General features: G+C 45.9%; 13 protein-coding genes. 11 read left to right on the forward strand and 2 right to left on the reverse strand.

What is annotated here, in order from left to right; all coding sequences use genetic code 11:
• Positions 1-5: 5 nt before the first annotated feature.
• The 6 genes from Q4492_RS12010 to Q4492_RS12035 all read left to right on the forward strand — a co-directional run bounded on the left by Q4492_RS12010 (position 6) and on the right by Q4492_RS12035 (position 5,499).
• Positions 6-740 carry a 5-oxoprolinase subunit PxpA gene (locus tag Q4492_RS12010; protein ID WP_303418216.1) on the forward strand — a complete coding sequence of 245 codons (735 nt, stop codon included), beginning with the start codon at positions 6-8 and terminating at the stop codon, positions 738-740.
• A complete protein-coding gene (gene pxpB, locus Q4492_RS12015; RefSeq protein ID WP_303418218.1) occupies positions 737-1,414 on the forward strand; it encodes a 5-oxoprolinase subunit PxpB in 678 nt (225 codons plus the stop codon). The genes Q4492_RS12010 and pxpB overlap by 4 nt, the downstream gene beginning before the upstream one ends.
• Positions 1,411-2,352 carry a biotin-dependent carboxyltransferase family protein gene (locus Q4492_RS12020; RefSeq protein WP_303418220.1) on the forward strand — a complete coding sequence of 314 codons (942 nt, stop codon included), beginning with the start codon at positions 1,411-1,413 and terminating at the stop codon, positions 2,350-2,352. Before pxpB ends, Q4492_RS12020 begins: the two co-directional genes overlap by 4 nt.
• Before the next feature lie 67 nt (positions 2,353-2,419).
• Positions 2,420-3,271, forward strand: a complete 852-nt coding sequence (locus Q4492_RS12025) for a DUF4392 domain-containing protein (protein WP_303418221.1) — start codon at positions 2,420-2,422, stop codon at positions 3,269-3,271.
• Positions 3,272-3,392: 121 nt separating this feature from the next.
• Positions 3,393-4,274 (forward strand): LysR family transcriptional regulator, encoded by an 882-nt coding sequence (locus Q4492_RS12030; protein ID WP_303418223.1) that lies wholly within the window; start codon positions 3,393-3,395, stop codon positions 4,272-4,274.
• 361 nt (positions 4,275-4,635) lie between these two features.
• Positions 4,636-5,499 carry an aminotransferase class IV gene (locus Q4492_RS12035; RefSeq protein ID WP_303418225.1) on the forward strand — a complete coding sequence of 288 codons (864 nt, stop codon included), beginning with the start codon at positions 4,636-4,638 and terminating at the stop codon, positions 5,497-5,499.
• Between the two features lie 198 nt (positions 5,500-5,697).
• Here the strand turns inward: Q4492_RS12035 and Q4492_RS12040 are convergent, their stop codons facing one another.
• The gene (locus Q4492_RS12040; RefSeq protein ID WP_303418227.1) at positions 5,698-9,702 is read right to left on the reverse strand and encodes an OmpA family protein; all 4,005 of its coding nucleotides are present in this window, start codon (positions 9,700-9,702) and stop codon (positions 5,698-5,700) included.
• Entirely contained in the window at positions 9,699-17,465 is a 7,767-nt protein-coding gene (locus Q4492_RS12045; RefSeq protein WP_303418229.1) for an SdrD B-like domain-containing protein, read from the reverse strand. The genes Q4492_RS12040 and Q4492_RS12045 overlap by 4 nt, the downstream gene beginning before the upstream one ends.
• Before the next feature lie 1,310 nt (positions 17,466-18,775).
• Between Q4492_RS12045 and Q4492_RS12050 the strand changes: the two genes are divergently transcribed.
• The 5 genes from Q4492_RS12050 to Q4492_RS12070 all read left to right on the forward strand — a co-directional run bounded on the left by Q4492_RS12050 (position 18,776) and on the right by Q4492_RS12070 (position 23,148).
• The gene (locus Q4492_RS12050) at positions 18,776-19,081 is read left to right on the forward strand and encodes a helix-turn-helix domain-containing protein (RefSeq protein WP_036984862.1); all 306 of its coding nucleotides are present in this window, start codon (positions 18,776-18,778) and stop codon (positions 19,079-19,081) included.
• Positions 19,078-20,328 carry a type II toxin-antitoxin system HipA family toxin gene (locus tag Q4492_RS12055; protein ID WP_303418235.1) on the forward strand — a complete coding sequence of 417 codons (1,251 nt, stop codon included), beginning with the start codon at positions 19,078-19,080 and terminating at the stop codon, positions 20,326-20,328. Before Q4492_RS12050 ends, Q4492_RS12055 begins: the two co-directional genes overlap by 4 nt.
• 351 nt (positions 20,329-20,679) lie before the next feature.
• On the forward strand, positions 20,680-20,922 hold the full coding sequence (locus Q4492_RS12060) for an AlpA family transcriptional regulator (protein WP_033539342.1): 243 nt from the start codon (positions 20,680-20,682) through the stop codon (positions 20,920-20,922).
• Positions 20,909-22,651, forward strand: a complete 1,743-nt coding sequence (locus tag Q4492_RS12065; protein WP_303418240.1) for a DUF927 domain-containing protein — start codon at positions 20,909-20,911, stop codon at positions 22,649-22,651. The genes Q4492_RS12060 and Q4492_RS12065 overlap by 14 nt, the downstream gene beginning before the upstream one ends.
• A gap of 272 nt (positions 22,652-22,923) precedes the next feature.
• Positions 22,924-23,148, forward strand: coding sequence for a helix-turn-helix transcriptional regulator (locus Q4492_RS12070; RefSeq protein WP_039422734.1), 225 nt, complete (start codon positions 22,924-22,926; stop codon positions 23,146-23,148).
• The last annotated feature ends 3 nt before the right edge of the window (positions 23,149-23,151 follow it).

Below are 23,151 nucleotides of genomic sequence, written 5' to 3' on the forward strand. Positions count from 1 at the left end.
GGTCTATGTCATTACGCTTAAATTGTGATCTGGGTGAAAGCTTTGGCTCTTGGAAGATGGGCTTAGATGAAGCGGTCATGCCTCATATTGATCAAGCAAATATAGCCTGCGGATTTCACGCAGGTGATCCGTTAGTAATGCAAAAAACATTGGAATTAGCTAAACAAAATAAAGTCACTGTTGGGGCTCATCCTGGCTACCCCGATTTAGTCGGTTTTGGTCGTCGCAGTATTAAAGCCAGCAGCGCTGAATTAAAAGCTATGCTGACCTATCAGATATCGGCGATGGATGGGATGGCTAAATCCGTAGGCTTAACCTTGGAATACGTTAAACCCCACGGTGCAATGTATAACGATATGATGGCTGATAAATCGGTTCGTGAGATTGTTATGCAAACCATTGCAGATTACCACCAGCCGCTGATATTAATGTTACAAAGCACTCCTGAGGCAGAACAGCATCAACAGGAAGCCGATGCTATAGACATCAAACTCTGGTTTGAGATCTTTGCCGACCGCTGTTATGACGACGATGGCAAATTACTCGCACGCAGCCGCGAAGGTGCAGTCCACAATAAAGAAAAAATGCTCGAGCAAGTAAAACAGCTAAAAGAGACAAGTACAGTCACTACTGTCAGCGGAAACCGACTTAAGCTTCGAGCCGATACACTCTGCGTCCACGGTGACAATATGGATGGCATTAATGCGATCCAACAGATCCGCGAGCTAATTAGATCATGAGAATTGAAATTGCTGGTGAAAATGCCCTGATCATCTATTTTGGTGAACAGACAGACCCCGCAACCTCGGCCAAAGTGCAGCAAGCCGTTACCATCTTAGAAAAGGAACTGGCCGAGCAGCTGATTGATATGGTGCCATCCTACGCATCACTCTTAGTGATCTACGATATGCTCAAGTGTGATCATTTAGAAGTGCGTAGCAAATTACGCAAACTCCTTGGCCAGCTAGAAGAAAGCAGCGCTATATCTGGAAAAATAGTGACCTTACCGGCGTACTACAGCACAGAATCAGGCCCCGACTTAGAAGCATTAGCAACACGGGCTCAACTCAGTATCGAAGAGGTTATAAAGATCCACAGCGATATGGAATACCGAGTTTATGCTATAGGTTTTGCACCAGGATTTGCTTATCTAGGAGAAGTTGATCCACGTATTGCTGCACCACGTCTATCTACACCTCGCCAGAAAGTACCAAAAGGTGCTGTTGCTATCGCCGATCAGCAAACTGCTGTCTACCCGGCGGTGTCACCGGGTGGATGGAATTTAATCGGCCTTTGTCCAACGCCTATGTTTGACCCCAAAGCCGAACCGACAATGCCTGTCCAAGTGGGTGATAGAGTTAAATTTGAACCTATTAACCGTGAACAGTTTATCGCGTTAGGAGGCCAACTATGAGTGGTTTTAAAGTACTTCAGCCCGGCCTCCTTACACTTATTCAAGATGCGGGGCGTTTTGGCCACCACCGTATTGGGCTAACAACCGGCGGCCCTTTAGATGCACAAGCCTTCAAATGGGCTAATCGTCTATTGGGAAATGCATTAAATAGCACCCTACTTGAAGTCAGTATCGGCGGGCTCGTACTAGAATCAGAAGTCGACACCCATTTAGTCGTTACTGGCGCTGAAATGCCACTGAAGATCAACGGGGTGGAACAAGATCGTTGGCATGCCCATCATATACACCAAGGAGACCGCATCGAGCTTGGCTTTTCTACTCAAGGGGCTAGAGCCTATTTAGCTGTCACTAATGGCTTTAACGTAGAACACAGTTTTTCCAGTAGCTCGACCGTCTCCCGCGAAGGCATTGGCGGGCTGAATGGCGGAAAACTACAGCAGGGTGATTATCTACGCTGCGAACCTGACACTCAAGGTCAAGCGTTTCGCTTAGCTGAGCATCATCGTCCAAGTTACACCGATAATATAAGCCTGCGTGTTATTACTGGCTATCAAGAACAAGCCTTCAGCGATCTTGATAAACGTATGTTTTTTAGCAGCGAATATGAAGTAACTAATCGGGCAGACCGTATGGGCTATCGCCTTTCAGGCCCGGAAATAGAAGCATCAATGGATGGTATTTTATCGGAAGGGATCTGCCATGGCGCTATTCAAATTCCAGCCGATGGCCAGCCAATAGTACTGCTTAATGATCGCCAGACTATTGGCGGTTATCCCAAAATAGGCTCAATGATCTCCCTTGATACCGCCCGCTTAGCACAGCAATTACCAGGCTCTACCGTCTCATTTGAAGAGATCAGTATTGATGAAGCCCATAACTTACACTGCCTTGCCCACGTAAAATTTGAACGAACAACACCCGAAAACATAGGCAAGTAGTACGTTAAGAGACGAATACGCGTTCGCAGCCTAGCTGCGGGTCAACATAATTTTGGAAACAAAACCTATGCAGAACAACTCGATCAACGAAGCAGTATTAAGCAAACAAATTGAAGATCTATTAGTTGCGCGTAATCTACGTGGAATGAAAACAATACAGCCAGCACTGGCCAGCGGCTACTATCTGCGTGCCGCTCGCACACTCAACAAATGTAAAGGCCATGTATTGATTGGCACAGGCTTTCCGGTTGTTGATACCTTCGAAACCGATGGTCCTGTAGGAGCGATCGCCCTTTACCAAGCATTAGAAGCCTTAGGTGCTACCCCCGTTATTGTTTGTGGCCCTCCCGTATCCCAAGCACTAATGGACAATTACCGTATACACGAGATCAGTGTCGGTGAGCATCAAGAGCGTACGCTAGAAGCTTTCAAAGCTTTATATAACTACAACCCTGACGCAGTATTATCAATTGAACGTCCGGGACAGGCGGAAGATGGCGAATACTACAATATGCGCGGTGAAAGCATCAGCGATCGCACAGCCTGCTTCGATACCTTCGTCCGTAATGCAAAATGCCCAACAATAGGCATTGGCGATGGCGGTAACGAGATCGGCATGGGCAATATTCAAGAAGCCCTGAAAGAGCTCGATATTATGGCTTCCGCCACAAAAGTAGATGAACTGCTTATTGCCGACGTTTCTAACTGGGGCGCATACGGAATTATCACGTTTCTAAGCCTCTGGAACGACAAGGACCTACTTAATGATATTAAACCTATCGAGATTCTGAAATACCTATCAAAACTAGGCAGTGTCGATGGCGTCACCCGTGAAAACGAGCTAACCGAAGATGGTTTACCCGTTTCAGAAGGAGACAGTATTATTGCCGAGCTCCGCAGGTTAATCGGGTATAACTAAAAATCCCCTGCAATCTTGCGCCATTTAATAAAAAACCACTTACGCGTGGTTTTTTATTACCCTAGATTGGCTGAACGTACTTCGTTATAGTGGATAGTTTCCCGTTAATGAGATGCGCTTGATGCGTCTAAGAAACCTAAATACTTTTGTTAAAGTCGCAAGACTCGGTAGTTTTCATGCTGCTGCTCAACAACTCCATGCGACTCAGCCCACAATCTCTGCTCGAATCAATTCACTCGAAGATGAATTAGGCGTACAACTTTTTATCCGCGATCAACGGGGCACTCACCTCTCTCCACGCGGCGTACAACTACTTCCTTATGCAGAAAAGATTCTCGCTATCAGCCAAGAGATGAAGGAGCAGGTCAGCGAAGAGAACCCTCAACGAGGTACATTACGGATCGGCATTACCGATACCCTCTCGTACCTGTGGCTATCTGACTTACTTAAGCACTGGCAAAAGCAATATCCACTTATATCGTTTGAGCTTATTAGTGATGTCACTACAACACTAACTAAGCAACTAGAAGAGTATCAGCTCGACTTAGCACTAACCGTCTCCAACCTTACTCCCCACCCAAAACTGGTAAGCGAACCCTTATGCAGTTATCCACAGCACTGGGTTGCCTCACCCAATCACCCAAATATTGATAAAATAACCACTATCGCCGACCTTACTCGCTACTCAATTCTTAGCTTTCCCCGCAATACTCGCCCATGGGAATATATGCAGCAGCTATTTGCACCTTACAAGGACGACCCACTGCTTTTTCATACCTGTAGCTCAGTTATAAATCTATTATCCTTAGCTCAACAAGCTATTGGGGTTGCTCTACTTCCTGAGCCTGTTATCAAAGACTCCTTAGCGCAGGGATCACTTATAAAACTCGACATCGGACAACGCCCCCCCGATTTAGGTTTTAGCTGCCATTGGCGTTTAGATGACGATCGAATTTTGCCTAAACTATTAGCCGACAGCAGTCGTGAAATCATTACCGGCTAACGCCTTAAAAATTGATCATCAACAGCACGCACCTTAATGATCAGCTAAATAAACTGCTATTTAATAAAAAAACAGATAAAAAACCTTTATTTTAAAACCAGAAAAGAATATTTCCTTATTTTTATTGAGGTATTGAAAGAAATAAACTTTTACTAGAAACTTCGCACCCTACTGCTTCAGCCTAAAGATCGGCCCTGCTGTTCTGTCGATACGTAAAAATCAACAGACTCACTAAACACATTCCAGTGATGTGTGACTAAACAAAGCCGACTAGTGCTATGCCCTTTTATATACAACGCTATACTTAGTAAACGACTAGAAGCAGAAAACCCATAAGCATATAAGTGGAAGGAACGTTAGTATGAGCATTTCATACCTGAATGGCGAATATCAGCCCCTGTCAGAAGCACGAATTTCTCCTCTCGATCGAGGCTTTTTATTCGGCGACGGCATTTATGAAGTTATCCCATACTATGCTGGGAAATCTGTAGGCTTAATGCCCCACATCGAACGTATGATCAATGGCCTTGCCGCGATTGAGATCAAATGCACAAAAACAGCGGAGGAGTGGAAAACTCTTCTGGATGATCTTGTTGCACGCAACAGCGACTTAGCAACTAATCTAGGCGTCTATGTTCATATCTCACGCGGAACCGACGTAAAGCGTTACCACGCCTACCCAGAAAATGTTGAGCCGACGGTCTTTGCTTTCACATTCCCAATCAAAGACCCTGAGCCTGTAGATCGCGCTAAAGTAACTCAATACAGCATGATCAGCACTGAAGATCTTCGCTGGCAGCGTTGTCACATTAAATCGACTGCGCTATTAGGTAACGTGATTCATTTCCAAGAAGGCTACGCCTCTGGAAACGATGAAGCCCTACTCTACAACGCCAACGGTGAATTGACAGAAGGCAGCTCATGCAACGCCTTTATCGTAAAAGATGGCGTCGTCATCACACCGATTCAGGACAACCAAATCCTACCGGGTATTACCCGTCGTATTATTTTGGACAGCCTAAGCGCTGACGGCTCGCTAAAAGTAGAAGAGCGTGTTGTGACAATGGACGAAGTGCGCAATGCAGACGAGCTATGGATTACTAGCTCATCGAAAGAGATCGCACCCGTAACTAAACTTGACGGCAAACCGGTAGGCAACGGTGAAGTGGGCGAAGTTTGGGAAAAAGCGTTCCAGATCTATACTGATACGAAATATGATTTCTAAAGAGTAGGCATCATCTATCGTAAAAAAACGCATCCAATGGATGCGTTTTTTTTGTAGAGAACTTAATTAAGCACTGTAGCTAAGGCGAAGATAAATCTATTCTGTGATAAGCCAAGAGAGAATAGACTCTCGCTCGCCTAAAGCGACGCGCAAGAGACTATTCATATCCTAAAACTAACTCTGAGTGCATGCCATCACTTAGTATTTACCCACTAGATTGATAAACCAACCTTTGGCGTCATAATCCAAGTCAGTAAGATCATCAGTGAACTCAGTCGCATTGTAACCAACACCAATTTTGGTATTTTCATTCACATGTCGGTATATAGCACCTAAGAAACCATCACGGGAGTCATCCGCTGCATTCTCCGTACGACGCCTCCACTCTAAGGCCATATCCCACTCTTTAACGACATGGAAATCACTACGAATTACCACTAAATCACCTTCACTTGAGAACCAATCAGCACTGTCATCACGGCTATAACGTAACTCACCTAAACGGTAAGCGTATTTACCCCCCACAGTCCATTTAGGAGTCAGATCATAGGTTGCATCGACCGCAAACACCTGACTACGCTGTGCATAATCAACCGTTCCACTTTCAGAAGGCGTAAGTTGCTCTGGCGCAGCAAGATCATACAAATAGGTATATTTAAATAGCAGATTCAGCTCATCATTATCTACTGGACGATAAGCATAACCCCATGAACTTTCAATGTATTCGCCATCGAACTCATCTCCTCGACTTGAATTACTGTAAGACAGGTCTAGCTGTGCGATAGCCTTCCAATCATCATTAATATCCGTTGAGTAGTTATTACGCATTAACCAAGTAGTACGCTCTTCGGTCAAGCTTTCATCTTCACGATACTCCAACGCTCCGGCGTATCTATGATCATCCCCTTTGTAACTCAGGCTACCGGTTACTGCCACACGTTCTATTTCGCTAGTAGTTTCCTCATTCAACTTACCATGCTCTAACGATACACCGTAATGCCACTTTTCCGACGGCGTATAATCGACACCGTAAGCTTGCATTAAGCCTGGCTGATCACCTGTCTGTAATCGACCTTCTGCGTAAACCGACGTGTCATGGGTAATCTTAGAACGAACACCACTAACAAGCTGCCCGTTGCGACTACGATTACCATTCTCCAAATCGTCCGAGTCTTGTGAATAATTGAGGTATAGACTAGTACGATCTGACCATTGGTAGTTAACACCTAGCTTGGCACCAACCCCTTGGTTACCCGTAGATATTTCTCCATTTGCCGTCGCCTTTTCAGTCAGCTGACGTTCGGTTCCAACCCCTATGCGGTTGTTCTTACCACGTTCCTGATCTCGCTGAACCGTTCCCTGAATAAAGCCCCAGTTAGTGGTTTCCGGATCGTCACTATGAATAAGTTTTACTGCGATATCGTCACGACTACCTTCATCAACACTACTGCCTGATTGCGAGTCATGTCGGAGACCAATCCCCATATCCCAAGATTCATCAAGACTGACAATATGACTAATTTCAGCGACTTGTTTATCGTTGTTCCCATCGGTTTTAATTTCGTCATACTCAAATGCGATTTTCGAATCATCATTTAGGTCAGTAGCATAACGCGCACCAGTTTTCAGTGTATCTGTATCAGTCAAACGCCCAGGCGCTGAGAAGCCCGCCTCACGCGACTCAATATAAAAACGCCCTTCCCCTGATGCATTTTCATCCCCAGTAAGATCTGCCATAGAAAAGGAGCCATCAATACGACCCGCATTGGCAGAACCACCACTTTGCATTTTCTCGGCGTAAATAAAACCGCCATCATCTGAAATAAACTCGCTAAAGCCATTACCATGAGTATTAGCTATTTCAATATTCAACTGCGTGCTATCGGACTGACGATAAGTGAAGTCTAATCCCCTTAGCTCTTGCTTTTCACCGTTCTGGTCTTGATTACTTACAGTCAAACCAAGTTCAACATTATCGTTGAGCCAATGACTTACTCGACCATAAGTTGCCATATCGGATAAGTCCGTAGTACCCGGTGTATATTCATAATTAACGACCAAGTAAACCGGATTTCCCGCAAGGCTCCCCGCTTGTACTAAACCTGAATTAGTCGCTGTGGACGACAAGGGCTCACTTAATAAAATACGACCTTGAATTGCATCAATATCGTAATCATTACCTTCCGTCAGCGTAGTGTTTGACAACACCTCACCGGAATCTTTATCACGAATTTCAAGACTAACCAGTTCACTCCCGGTAGTAATGTCCTGATGTCGAAGGAAATAGACCGAACCACCTGTGCCACGATAATCCTCGCGCGCCGCCAAAGTACCGGGTTCAGCTACAAACACACGAACTTGAGTGGCATTCTCGTTATGAGCTACCTGCGCTTCACTGTTATAGTGCAGTTGAGCACCATAGAGCGCACGATCCACCTGACTAAGCTGGGTATCTTTTTGAGATTCTTTAAAATTACCCCAGAGGATATGAGAGCGTTCATCTTCCACTTTTACATAAAGCTTACCTTGTGTCGGTGCATCTTCATGTAATGACGATCCATCACCAAACGTTGGCCAATGACGAGAGGTATCCAAGCGACGCAATAAAGCGCGAGAATTTTTTTCATCAAAGTTAGATAGCAATTGACTCAACTCTTCCTCACCAGTATCGGCACTAGCGGTCAATCGGTAACGTTCGTTTAATGGTCCCTTAGCATAAAAGGCCAAACGACCATCCACATAGGTTTTACCATCTTTATAATGTGGATTGTCTTCGTTAAGTAACTCAGCGGCTCCCGTGGTTTTATTTTGCCCTAAGGTTAAATCAGCAAAGCCGACGATGAACCAGTCATCTTGGTTCAATTCAAGGTTGCGATAATAACGCTGCTGTTCGTCCCCTTTAGCAGTAAGCACCTCAACGCGATGATAACCTTTTGGCAAGATCTGCTGAGCAACCGCTTTACCTTTATTATCAACCGGAACGGGCGAACCAAAAACAAACAAGGAGTGCTCATCCAACTCTTTTACGTTTACCGTCACCATACCGCCACTGACAGGGATTTTTTCCTCCCTCAGACGACTTTCACCATAACCAGCAAACTGTACACTTTGAGCATCTTCCGATGTCGGTTCTGACATTACCCAGATAGGTAACAATTCCGTTTCGTCATAACGCTGTTGATGGTCATAAACCCTCAACTGATAATAAAACTTATTCGTTTTAGTCAGGGTGTTTTTCCACTGGCCCTGCAGTTGTTGGTTTAAGGGTACTGTAGCAACCAGTTTCCCTCGTTTGTCCAAAATTCTAACTTCTGCTTTCTTCACCCAAAAAAGATAGTTGCTATAACCTTGAAACTCGAGGGTTTGTGAAGGCCCTATACGCCTTGTTTGGGTACTGATGTTCAAACGTTTATGTAGATTACGGCTGTCATACTGAATTTGAATCGCATTATCAGCTAATTGAACATCCTGACAGCGCTGCTGGTCTGCGACCTGAGCCGCTTCGCCCCCAGTCGGCTGACCATCAATACTTATCTGTAAATCTGACGTTGGTTGCCCTGATCGTTCACAAATAAAAGGCTCAATAACCTGCACCGGACGTGACCATACGGTAAAGGTCACTCGACGGTTTTGCGCCATACCTTCTGCCGTTTTATTAGTAGCAATGGGAGCTGAATCGCCTTGGCTCTGAGCACTAATCTGAGTATCCGTTAAGCCGAGCTGTCGCTGCAATAATTCGGCCACCGCTTTTGCTCGGTACAGACCCAACTCATAGTTATCCTTAAAGTATTGTCTCGACCTTGCCGATAAACGCTGGCTATCGGTATGACCAACAACTTCAATACGGACAATATCCTGTCCACGCAATGTTGAAACTAATTGTTCTAATGGCCCAAGATCCGTCGGGTTAACTTGAGCTAGTCCCGACGCAAAATGAAAGCGAAGGTTACTGGACTCAACCTGAACATTATCTTTCGATTGTCCCTGCTGCTCAGCCGTTTGCTCTTCCACACCCCAAAGTGTGTACGTTTTAGCAACTAACTGCTGCTCTTGATTGTTTTCGTAACCATGAATAAAAACTTGGTTATCATCATCCATCGCCCCGCGATCCGCAGACACCGTTTTATCATTATCCGACCACACCAATGAGGAACTACAAATTGCACTTAAACCGAAGCTTAAAAGAGATATTTTCTTATTCATGACTGAGCCTCCACTGACAGTACAGGCTCGATCATTTCAATCTCGATATTTAGGTCATATCCTGGTTTATCTAGCCTTTTCCATAATTCTTCCCACAATGTTTTTATGTGGTTACTAACCTGACTTGCACGAGCAGAAGCGTTACTTTCATCTTCTTGCTGACCTCGTTGATAACCTATACGAAGGACTGCGGGCTGTTGCTGTAAAATCTCCAATAATTGGTCAAGTTTCTCATGATGTTTGTCTGCGATCTCGTCGCCTTCAAACATGCGCTGATTAATATCTAACCGCACAACTCGGTGCAGACTGGCACCAAAGTTAAGCTTACTGATCTTACCTTGAGTAAGACGAATCACTCGGGGATTCTCGGTAGTAACTCGGTACCCTGAAGGCAAGGTCTGAGGGTCTAATTTTAAAATAAAATTACTACCCTTCAATTCATCAGGCACCGCCGCACAAGCGATGTGATACCGACCATGCTTATCCGTTGTAATAAGCTCGCCATTGACGGTGGCAACACGCACCCCAGGCAGACCCGGCTCACCCTTATCTTGATAGCCATTAGTATTTTGATCATCAAACACTTTGCCAATAATATCGCTACACTCGAACGTAGGGTCCGGCACTAACTGTACGGTAGCAGTCGCTACATTTGAGGCCCGATTATTCTCGATAGAAGCCCAGGCCTGGTTGACATATTCACCATCGCTAACCCCTGTACCGGGTACTAATAGCAAAGTAATTGTATGAGACTCACCCGCATTAAAATCTATATTGCTCCACGTCAGCGCACGCCCCTCGACCACAGGTTCTGACGCCACTCCATCAATACGGGATGAGCCTACAACATACTTGAAACCGGGCGGGGTTTGGTCAATTAACTCAACATCCTCAAGCCCCACAGCATAAGTATTGATGGCCTGAATAGTGTATGGAATCAATTCACCTTGGCTTACTGCGTCTTTCGCGGCAGTTTTAACCATATTGATTGCACCGCCCAAGACCGGATCCAAGGGAATATGATTATTCAGCACGTTGCCCGAAGGTAACCCAGGATCTAAAACAAAAGAGAAAAAGTATTGTGTACTATTCGCTCCTGCTGCGAACCCTGCTGATGTTGCAGGACAAGCATTAGCATCATGTAGCGCCGTACTAGAAACCGGTGCTGCATTATTGTTTTGTACTAATGCAGGATTTGGCGCTGCACCAACCGATGGCGTATTAGTACAAGCAGGAATAAAGATCGATTCTCCAGACAGATAACCGCTAGGTGATGCCACTGAAAGCGTATAAGTCCCTGCTGGAGCGCCCGCGTTTAAAAGGTATTGGTACATACCTAGACTTGATGTAGTTTGCGACAGATTACTGCTACCACCAATAAGGTGAGTATCCGCATCAAAACCGGCAGGGCCGCTAAGCGTAACGACAGCCCCTTCAACCGGTTGACGACTGATCGCGTCATAAACCACACCACTCGGATCTATAGGTAAACTCTGTTCCTCAACCGTCTCACCTGCAAGCAAGGTCATATTACTTAAAGTAAAGCCTGTATTATCTGCCCCAGCAGGGTTCGCGTTATCGTCATCAACACCTGGGGTAAAAGCAGCACCGCTTTCATTAGGCACAGGCTGGCCCAAATTATTACCTGTGCTTGGCTCTTGGAATTCAACTTCATAGCCACTACCCGGTGAAATATTAGTAAAGCTATAACTGCCATCACTGCCAGTCGTTGTGGTGGCCACGGTTTCACCATTGCGTTTTAACAAAACCTTCCAGTTTTCGAAATGAGATTCCCCCACATCACGAATACGGTCATGGTTATCGTCACGCCAAACATGGCCACTAACACTCGCACCGGCATTAATCGCGGCAGGGTCCACATCCGTATTATTACCTTGCAAATGACTCGGTTCATTACCACCACTAACGACTGATTCAGCATTTAGCACTTGGCCTTCCAAACCACTACCAACACTGACATCAATAAAAATATCTTCTCCACTGCCGCCAGACGTGATCTCTGTGCTACTAGTACAAGTCACCTCTTGACCCGCGATAGAACAATTCCAATCACCATTCGATCGTGTCCCTGTAGGAGTAATTCCCGCAGGAATAGTAGTGACAACAGTCACTACGCCATTACTATCTGCATCACCAATATTAGATGGGGAGACGGTGTAATAATCATTGGATGAACCCGCAGCCAAATCAGCTGGACTATGGGTTAACTCCACTGTTAAATCGACAACGCCCGAAGGTTGCTCCGCAAAATAGTTATCCCCCGATACTTTGTTCATATCAGAAATAGTGATATTCGAAATACTACTAGGTGTGGTTGCTGTATTAGTGGCCGTACCGCCTCCGCTTCCTGCGGTAGTAATGCCATTCGTTGTATCTGCTGGCTGATCCGGCTGAGTCAGGGTGTAGCTCCCTGCTGGAAGATCATCAAAAGTAAAATTACCTTCATTATCCGTCGTGGTAGTTTCATTAACGGGGTTGCCGTTAATATCAGTACCGGTCAAGTTGATAGTTTGGCCATTGATGCCATTATCACTACTATTAGGTGAACCATTGTTGTCGTAATCAACAAACACCTTGCCCGAGATACGTCCACTATCAGGAATTTCAGCAAAGTTATTATCTGAAACTGTCGTATTCGGCGGCAGAACGATTGTGCTAATCTGGCTTGGCACTGTCGTTATAGCTGAAACTGATCCGGTCGTACCTCCATTACTTACCGTACCTGCCGTCGTGATGCCATTAGCCGTACTATCCGGCTGATTGGGTTGCCGAATACTGTATGTGTCGGGCGCTAAATCGGTAAACTCATAAAAACCTTCACTATCTGTAGTTGTACTGGCAATAACATTATCACCACTGTCCAACAACTCGATCGTTTCACCGATCAGTCCAGTATCCGCGCCATTTTTAATGCCGTTATTATTTTCATCCTTAAACACATAACCGCTTAAGATTGAGGGCACTACTTCAGCGAAATCATTACCTGTAGCACCACTAACTTCAGCAGAACCACCATCATCATTAAGTACGATACCCGTGATCTGGCTCGTTATATTAGTAGGGTTAGTAGCGGAACCAGCAGTACCAGTGCTACCGTTATTGGCAACAATGTCACCGGCACTGGCAATACCATTTTGCGTACCTGTTGGCTGCTCTGTTTGGCATACTGAATAAGTGCCAGCAGGTAATGAGCCAAAGAGATAATTACCCGAGGAATCGGTTGTCGCAGGATTACTAACACCTGCAATCGCCACCAAGGCACCGCTACAGGAAGCACCTGATATCAACGAAACCTTAGCGCCGGCTAACGGCGTGTCTGTAGCGGTATATATGCCGTCTGGTGTGACATCATGATCCTGAAAAATTCGGCCACTGATATAACCTAGCGCACTAACAAACAGACTGCTGTTCGTGGGTGACAGATTGCTACCAGCCGACGTTTCTAAAGCCCCTGCTGGGATATTATTGACATGCTCACCTACAGCAGTAGCCGTGACGTCAACACTAATTGAACACCCCCCTGCTGGAATACTGGCCCCATTGGCGTAACTTACCAAATTAGCACCGGCATTCGCCGTTACTGACGCTAAGGTACAGTCAGTACTCAAATTAGGCGTTGTAGCAACAAGCATCGCCCCTGGAGAGGTTGGTAACTCATCCGTAAATATGGAGCTTAACGTAATAGCGCTGCTATTTTCGTTAGTGAAATTAATAGTAAGTGTTGATACTCCCCCACTCGGAATAACAGCAGGGTTAAACTCTTTTAATACCGCCGGTGGCGTTGCAATAATAAGCTCTGCTGCTGTGCCCTCTTCATTGCTCACCCCTTCGTTCGTAGTAATTTCACTAGAACCTATATCATTTACATAACTGCCTGATACGTTACTAATAACATCAACACTAACTGTACAGCTGCTGGTCGCACCCAAAGTGGCTCCCGATAATTGCACGCTGGAGCCCGCAGCGGTGGCATTCACAACACCATCGGTACAGGTTGTCGATGCATTAGGAGTTGGCGCTATAGAGACACCACTAGGTAAGGCATCCACTAAATTCATACCACTAACCGCTTCATCATTCGGGTTCTCGATATAAATGGTCATGGTCGCGGGTGTACCAGCTAAAGTAGTAGCTGAATCAGTTGTAAATCCAGCGGGATTGCCAACATCCAACGTCTGGTCCTTAAACGCCACATGAGTAACTAGAGGTTCTTTGGCAAACAGTTCTGCAGATGCTGGCTCTTCGTTAGTTGCTGATGAGCCCCCTGACGTCGCAACAACGGCACCAGCAGGGATAGTGTTTACGTAAGTTCCGCCTATATTAGTAGTGACATCTATTTCCAAATAACAGGTTGAAACTGTTGTCCCAACCATTCCCGCCAGGCTACCACTCGTCAACGAAACCGAATTGCTACTGTAGTTCACCACACCTCCTAAACAGCTTGTTTGAGGATTAGGGCTTGCAGGAACAGTAACGTTTGCAGGCAACGTATCAGTAACAGAAACCTCGTTGATACTGAGAGGCGTGGCATTGTGAAGAGTTATGCGTAAGCGGCTACGCTCACCCGGCTCAATGACGGCAGGAGTAAACTCTTTAGTCACGCCGATATTGCTTTGCGTTGTTAAACTCGTGGTAGCGGCACCACTATTCGTGAGCCCTTGATCCGTGACCACCGCTCCCACAGGAATAATATTAGTAATACCACCCACAGTTTTCGCGGTAATATTCACACTAAAAGTACAGCTACCATTGGCGGGTAAAGAAACGCCACTAATGGCGACAGATTCTCCACCACTTTCTGCACTCAAAACACCATTAGGACAATCAGTGGTTAACCCTGGTGTAGCAGCGACAACCATGCCGCTTGCCGCTGACCCCGATAAACCGTCTACAGTAAAATAGTCAACCACTTTTAGACCCGTAGCCTCCGCCGTGCCATTGGTTAAAGTGACCGTTAATTGACTCTCTTGACCAGGAAAAGCCAATGTACTTGGGTTAGTGGTTTTGGCAACAGCAATATTAGTTGCCGCAACGAAAGTTAAGGTTGCATTCACCGCGGTCGTATTGCGAATCCCTCCATCGGCGGTAACATCGCCCGCAGCGAGCGTATTGATCCAATTGCTGCTGCCTGTAGCAACAACATCAAAAAGAACATCACATGAACCATTACCGGCGATATTAGCACCGGTAAAACTGATAGATGAATCGCCGGGATTTGATGAGCTAAAAGAGGAACTACCCGCACAAGTGGTATACGCATTAACTGGATTTGCAAGCGTCATACCGCTCGGCAAATTATCCACCAACGAGGCATTATTGAGCTGAATATCGCTTGTATTATTTAAAGTAATGCGAACGGTGCTTGTTCCACCAGAGCTAATAGCACTAGGCGAGAACTCTTTATTAACACTCAAAGCGCTTAAATAGGTTAATGTTGCCGTATCTGTATCAAAAGGATCCAGAGTATCTGTTACACCATTAGCAAAGGTTTGGGTCCCTGCAACTTGTGCTGTATTCGGATAAACACCGGCAGGGCCAATAACATCAACACTCAAACTACAACTACCCGGTGCGCCTGTGCCTGTCTCTTCTCGGGCAGGAACGATTGCACCATTCATAGATACTGATGTTGCACCTGGTGTAGCAGTGATAGTAGCAGGGCCACAGGTACTAGAAGCATTCGCTGGACTGGCGACTTGAAGCTGCCCGCTACCATCCGTAGGGAAAGTATCGGACAAGGAAACGTTCGTGAGAGGGTTAGCTGAAATATTGGATATTATGAACGTTAGTGTTGTAATTGTACCTTCTGAAAGGGTCTGATTTTGAGTTCCATCAAAACGTTTTGTCGCTGACGCAACCGTTGTTTCAACCGCAGTAGAACCTGATGAGCTCGTACTACTCTGATTACAATTAGCGCCTGCGTTATAACAAACATCACCGGCCTCAAGCGTATTTTGTGTCGATGAACCATCCACCGCTGCACTATCGGTCATCGCCCAGAAAGTCACACTACATTGACCCGGTGTATTCTCGTCAGCACGTGTAGGAAGTGTCCCGATTACAAAGTCAGCGTCGGTGTCCCCAAGAGCACTATTAACTGTCAGTCCAGAACAACCGGTACCCGATAATATCGGGGTAAAATTGTTACTTCCTATAGTCCCCGCCAAGAACGTCATACCCGCAGGTAAGGAATCCTTAATAGTGACATTATTGATATTTGAATTAGTAAAATTCTGCGTAGTAATGGTGTATTTAACAGGGCTTCCCGGAGCCGCTTTTGTTGGCGAGGCTGATTTCAACACCCGTAAATCGTCTGCGACTAAAATTGAAGCTGAACGGGTACGGCTGACAATTGCAGGATCACCAACATCCACCGCTCCTTCAGGGATCAGGTTTGTGTAAGTGATCGGTACACCCGCACTGGCGACCGTACCCACAAACTCCACCGTAATAGAACAAGATCCACCCGCAGGGATGACTCCACCTGTTAGCTTAATACCTGTATCGTTATCAATGGCAGTAACTACGCCGCCACTACAAGTTGTTAACTGGTTAGAAACTCTTAACCCGGAGGTGTTGTCGTTATCAACCCCATCGATAGGTGAATCCTCGAATTCATTGACAGTAAGATCAGTGTTTCCCGAGTTAGTCAGCGTAATAGTAAAGGAATCTGTTTGGTTGTTAGATAAGCTACTATGGGCAAATGATTTATTAACATTAAGCGGGGAAATAACTGTAATATCTGCCGTCGCATTAGATTGCGCAGGAAGACCAATATCATTGGAAAAATCGGTACTGCGGTTGATAGTATTAGTTTGAGCACCGGTTGTGTAATCGCCATCGGTAGTAGCAGCTTCTATATCAACAGTGATCGTACACAGGCCATTACTGCCACCAGATTTGGCAGGAATCGTACCTGTAACCGTTATACTGCCATCCCCAGCATTTGGGCTAAATGTTGGCGACGCACCGCCATTATTACAACTGGCCGTCGCATTAGGGACTGCTGCCACCTTGATGATGGCATTACCCCCTAACATTGGGAAGGTATCAGTAATGCTGAAGCCTTCAAGGTCGACAGGGTTAGTATTACGTAGCTCAACAGTTAAGGTCTCGGGATCACCACCGAGAACGATATTGGATGATGAAAAGCTTTTTACAATCGAAGGCTTTGTTAACGCGCTAACATTAATACTTTGACTCACTGTACCCGTATTAGCGACGGCTCCTCCATCACTACCGGTCACAGCACCATCAGCAATTTCGTAAGCGTATGTTGCACTACTACCCGAAGATGTACCCGCCGTTACAGGGACCAAAATGGTACAGGTTCCATCAACACCATTTGACCTTGCAGGAATAACCCCGCCACTTAAATTGATCGCTTGCGAGTCAGTAGTCGCAGTCAAAACACCACTACCCACCAGAGTTGTAGGTCCTGAAGGGTCATAACAGCTATAAGTCGCCAACTCACTGATTTTTAAACCATTCGGCAAAGTACCAGGCAATGAGGTATTAAATTCAACATTACTTACCTGAGCCCCAGCATTACTGTTAGCCAAAGTGATTTCAATAATGGTTACTTCACCTGGATAAATCCCCGTCGGCTCACCACTTTTTAGTGTGACCGACGCACCCAAAGCCGCTACAGCCTGAGAAGGCAGTACAGGTAGGACGGAGATGAACAGAACGCCAGCGAACCTGGCTAGTCGATTGATAGAAAAATGCTTTGAGAAATTCACGACAGTCCCTTATTTAACTAAATATTTAGTCCGTAAAACGAGCTCTAACTTCGTACCGATAATAATCCTCGGCACTTTTTTAATAGTTATTTGAAAGTAACGATTGCCTGTCATATCAAACAGACGCTTTAATTTTTATATTTCATACTCTTATTACTCATCAGTGCGACTAACAGCTTTACATTGAAAGGCCGTCTCTTTTTCAGCCAAGGAAGAAGATACCGTCCAATATTAAGACCACTATTTAACCCACCTGATATATGGCTGATTGATTAATATAAGTACCCGCAAAATAACCCCTAAAAAAAAGAGGTTTAATGTTCGCCGATAGCTCCTGAACGGAAGATGAATGTCTTTCACGTATTCGCTCAAAAAGTGTGCGTCATTCACTCAAGGAGTTTGACTCATAAAGCTGTATATTCTTTCCCAATAAAATCAATGAGTTAAAAAACCTGTGCTGTCAGCACAAGTTTCAAAAATGATTAAAACGCTTTACATAGTAAGCAAAGAGGTAGTTTTTCGGTGTTGCCCATACACAGTTAAATGAACAATATTTTGAGGGAAAAATTTATACGGGTACTGGCTTTAATTTATAAATAAGAGGGAGGGGATGAAGTAAAAAATGAATCGGTTACCGAAAAGAAACCGTTCAAAAGTGCTTATTTCTCACCGCTCCCCTTGGCTTTTACTGAATGTTAGTGATACTTCTTGGCTATTGAGTGTGTAAAAAAAGTGCTGTTTTCACACTGCGGTTCGGGGTAAAAAATAGCAGTATTGAAAGGCTTTATCGGGCACGATTTCTGTCAACATAGCTTTGCCATTTTTTTACTGGTTCTATGCGATAGTGGTTAGTCAGTAGGAAACTCACCTAACCTGAAATGGACATTATGGTGTCTATTTTAATAAAAATAAGCTCAATATGGATACTATGGTATCCAATATTGATAAATCAGAGTATCGAATATCAAGTATCAAGGTCTACAGATTATTACCTTTGAAGTCACCTTGTGTAGACCTCTAACCGCTGCATTTTCCCGTTCAGCAAAATACACAGATGAGTACTTAACTTGAATTCCACACTTTTACGCGCATAAAAGTGTAGTCTGGTGGCCTTTGGCATTCAGGGATTCACATCATCGCCTTGGCCAACTCGCAAACTAAATCTAAAAGCAGGATATTAATCCAACTATATTCAGTAAAATGGGAATATAGTCCTATATTTAACTTATTGAAGTTGTTTGGATTTCAAAGTTGGACTATATTCCCATTAACGGTTTAATAATGGGAATATAGTCCCTTTGGTTGATGTTATGGCTAAACGTGATTTGCACAATGTGCTGTTTCCAAAGCAGCGCAAAATTCTGACTCATTTTGGTGAAGACTTGCTGTTGGCTATGAAACGACGTGGTTTTACAAAAAAGCTGCTGTGTGAACGTACTGGCTTTGATCATAAAACCGTGAACAAAGTCTTCGCAGGTGATCCGGGCGTTGCCATAGGCACTTACTTAAAAGTGATGGCCGTTCTTGGCATGGAAAGCAACTTTGCAGAAATGGCCGCTCATGATGAAGTGGGTATCAAGCTGCAAAACATAAAATTGCTGGAAGGCTCAAAATGAGCCGTGAAATCGTCGAAGTCTATGCCGACTGGCAGCCAATTGAAGCGCCTTTGCTAATTGGGCAGCTTGCTTACAGTGATTCAAGCCGAGGTGGCGTGTTTAGTTTTGCCTACGATAAAGCATTTTTAACTTCAGCCTATCGCTTGCAAATTGATCCTATGCTTACTCTTCACTCCGGTGAACTCTACAACGATGAAGCTGATAAAAACTTTCGCGCATTTCTTGATTCATCGCCTGATAGATGGGGGCGTATTTTAATGCAGCGGCGTGCGGCCATTGAAGCGCGCAAAGGCATTCGAGCAACAAGTCGATTAAACGAGCTAGATTACCTGCTGGGCGTACATGACGCTTACCGGATGGGCGGTATTCGATTTAAGCGAACAGGCTCGGCTGCGTTCTTAGATGACAACGCTGAGTTTGCTGCGCCGCCAATGGCTTCTCTGCGAGAGCTAGAGCACGCTGCAATGCAGATTGAAAAAGACGATAACATCGACAGTGACGAGTATTATCGCTGGTTGAAAATGCTGATTTCCCCAGGCTCATCATTAGGTGGTGCAAGGCCCAAGGCTTGTGTCACAGATGAACAAGGCCACTTGTGGATTGCCAAGTTTCCCAATTTAAACGATACCCATGACGTGGGGGCGTGGGAGATGGTCTGTTATGAATTGGCCTTGGCGGCAGGTGTTGACATGTTTCCAAGTGAGATTAGGCAGTTTTCCTCTGGGTATCATACATTTTTAACAAAACGGTTTGACCGCGACGGTGAAAAGCGGCTGCATTTTTCATCGGCCATGACACAGCTTCAATACTATGATGGTGAACAATCTCAAGGTGCCAGCTACTTAGAGATTGCTGAATTTATTTCCAATTCTGGTGCACAAACCGAAGCTGATTTAGCACAGTTATGGCGACGTATCGTGTTTAATATTGCGGTGTCCAACACGGATGATCACCTGCGTAACCATGGGTTTTTATTAACAAAGAATGGCTGGAAGTTATCACCCGCTTATGATTTAAACCCGATAGTGGGTAAGCATGGCCTGCATCTGAATATTACCGATGCAGACAACGCTTTAGACTACCAATTAGCGTTTGACGTAAAAGACTTCTTCCGACTTTCGCAAACCCAAGCCATGCAAATTTACGATGAAGTATTAATGGCGGTTAAGCAGTGGCAAACTGTTGCTAAGCAGCTAGGGATCAGCCGAGCAGAGCAAGCCATGAAAGAATCGGCGTTTAACGTTTAATGAGTCAGTGAAACTATATTTTCATTTTTCAGCAGATAAAGAAGTTATAGTTTCACTTTTATACTTTGCCTCATACCCCATGTGTTTTAACACTTCGCTCATCCCTTGGGCTTTTGGGGCAGTTTGGGGCAGTTTGGGGCAGTTTGGGCAAGACCTTAATGCACGCCGCTTAGCCGCACACTAACCCTGCCCATAGAGCATTAATTACTTGGGGCACTATCTACAAACTGGGGCAAGTTGCTACCTGTACCCTCAGAAAGCTGCACGATCTGGGCATTTATCTACCTACTGCGTCCGTTTAGTACTGTCAAACTCCTAACTGAACTTAACAGATCAGTGAGGAAGCAAACGATGAACCCAACCACACAATCCCCCTCAAACTCAGTACACCCAGCGCGTCAGCAACGGATTTTGCGTTTGCCCGAGGTAAAGGCAAAAACAGGCTTTGGCCGCAGTACCATTTATGCCCTGATGGCCAACGGTGAATTTCCCCGTTCCATTCGTATTGGGGCGCGTGCCGTGGGCTGGTTAGAAAGCGATATCGACCAGTGGATTGAAACTCGCCGTATCGGTGCTGCTTATGGCCGTGGATAAACCATCAGCATCAACCCCGTTACTTGCCAATGAGATGAATAACAACGCGCCAACATTACCGCCTGGTTTTGCCTATAACGCGCAAAACTGGCTGGTGATGCAACCAGCAGGGCAAGATAGCCCTGTTAAAATCTGCTCTTGGCTGCAAGTGGCTGCCCGTACCCGGGATCCGCAAGGGGACAACTACGGCTATTTATTGCACTGGTTAGACGATGACAATCGCCATCGCTACTGGGCTATGCCCGCTGAACTATTGGCCGGAGACGGCAGCGAGTACCGCCGAATCTTACTCAGCCGAGGCATGCGGCTAAGTAACAGTATCAAAGCGCGGCAGTTGCTCTCGCTGTTTATTCAACAGATGGGCGAACTGGCTACACAAAAGGCCATTAGCGTGAACTGCATTGGCTGGCATCACCACGCTTATGTGCATCCGCGCCTCACCTTTTACCCCAGTGAACACAGCAGCAACCCGCGCATGGTGTTGCAAACCATGCACCCGATAGAAGGCTTTATTCAACAAGGTAGTAGCGACAGTTGGCGGCAGCACGTTGGCCGTTACTGTCTGGATAACCCGCTATTAATCATTGGTGTCTGCGCTGCGCTGGCCGCGCCTTTGTCGTACTTGTGTGGGGTGGATGGTTTTGGTTTACACCTCTATGGTGCCAGCAGTACCGGTAAAACCGCGGCGCTGTATCCGGCATTATCGGTGTGGGGCGAGCCCAATCAGCTGCGCCACAGTTGGCGCGCCACGGCCAACGGTTTAGAAGGCACTGCATTAGCCCATAACGATGCCTTGCTGGCGCTCGATGAAATGGGCGAAGTTGACCCAAAAGAAGCAGGCGATGTCGCTTACATGCTCGCCAATGGCCAAGGTAAAACTCGTGCAGGCAAATACGGTGAAATGCGTTTACCCGCTCGTTGGCGCTTGGTATTTTTATCCACTGGTGAAGTGACGCTCGAAAGCCACCTCGCCAGTATCGGCAAACGCGTGAAAGCGGGGCAGCAAGTGCGCGTGATTGATCTCAGTGCCGATGCCGGCGCGCAAATGGGCGTGTTTAACCAGAGTCATGGAATGAACGCCGCCGATTTAGCCGACCACCTAAAACAACAAAGTTGCCAACATTACGGCAGCTTGGCCTTGGATTGGTTGCGGTATTTAACGCAGCACAGCGCGCAGGTGCGACCCGTTTTCCAAAATGTACGCCAACACTTTTTAGCTAGTTTGCCAACCGAGGCTGACGGACAAGTGCGCCGAGTCGCCGAAAAATTTGCCTTACTGGCTAGCGCAGGCCTGTTAGCCATTCAAGCCAAGGTACTTGATTGGCCAGCTAAAAGTGTCGAAGCCGCCTGTTTAAGCCAGCTTAACCAATGGATACTCGCCCGTGGTGGTGTGGCCGCCAATGAAGACCAACAAGCCATTCGCCAAGTGCGCAGTTTTATTGAGCAGCATGGCGAAAGCCGCTTTACGCCTAAACAAACCGGTTACAGCAGCCAAGTTCGCCAGCGCGCGGGTTGGCTTGATACTTCTGGTCCACAAACCCTCTACCTGTTTTACCCAACCGGTTGGCGTGAAGCCACCGAAGGCCTCAGCCCAGATCGCGCCGCCAAAGCACTGATGGCCGCAGGCTACCTAGTCCCCGATGGCAACCGACCACAGCGCAAAGTCAGCCTGCCCGACAATACCCGCCCACGCATGTACTGTGTTAAAGGCAGCATCTTGGATGACTAAAGAGGCGATGTACTCTGTGTGTGCTTGTCGCCTTGCAGCGTACCGCCAGTCAACATAGATAGCTAGCGATGCTTGTAGTCCAACACAGACAATACCGTTAGAAGCATTCCTGTGAACCGCCAGCACACCAACAACCAGAGCCGAACGAATAACAAATGGGTTCAATTATTTGGTTTTAACTCAAATAAGTTGAGAATAATCATAATCGTGGTAGGGTAAGCAACAGTGAAAAATCCCCAAGTTTATGGTTAAGAATACACCGTGGAGAGAGCATGATCCGCTGCCACCTAGCCCGATTAATGGGTGAAAGAAAAATGCGCATTAGCGACGTGATGCGTGAAACAGGCCTCAGCCGTACCACCGTCACGCTACTTTACAAAGAAACCGCGCTCAAGGTGGATTTAGAGGCGCTCGATAAGCTGTGCAGTTTGTTTAATTGCGAGTTAAACCAATTATTGGAACATATTCCGGCCAAAAGCCAGACGATGAAAGATTAAGGA

Origin of the sequence: Neptuniibacter sp. 1_MG-2023, assembly GCF_030547185.1 — a bacterium.
Taxonomy (GTDB): domain Bacteria; phylum Pseudomonadota; class Gammaproteobacteria; order Pseudomonadales; family Balneatricaceae; genus Neptuniibacter.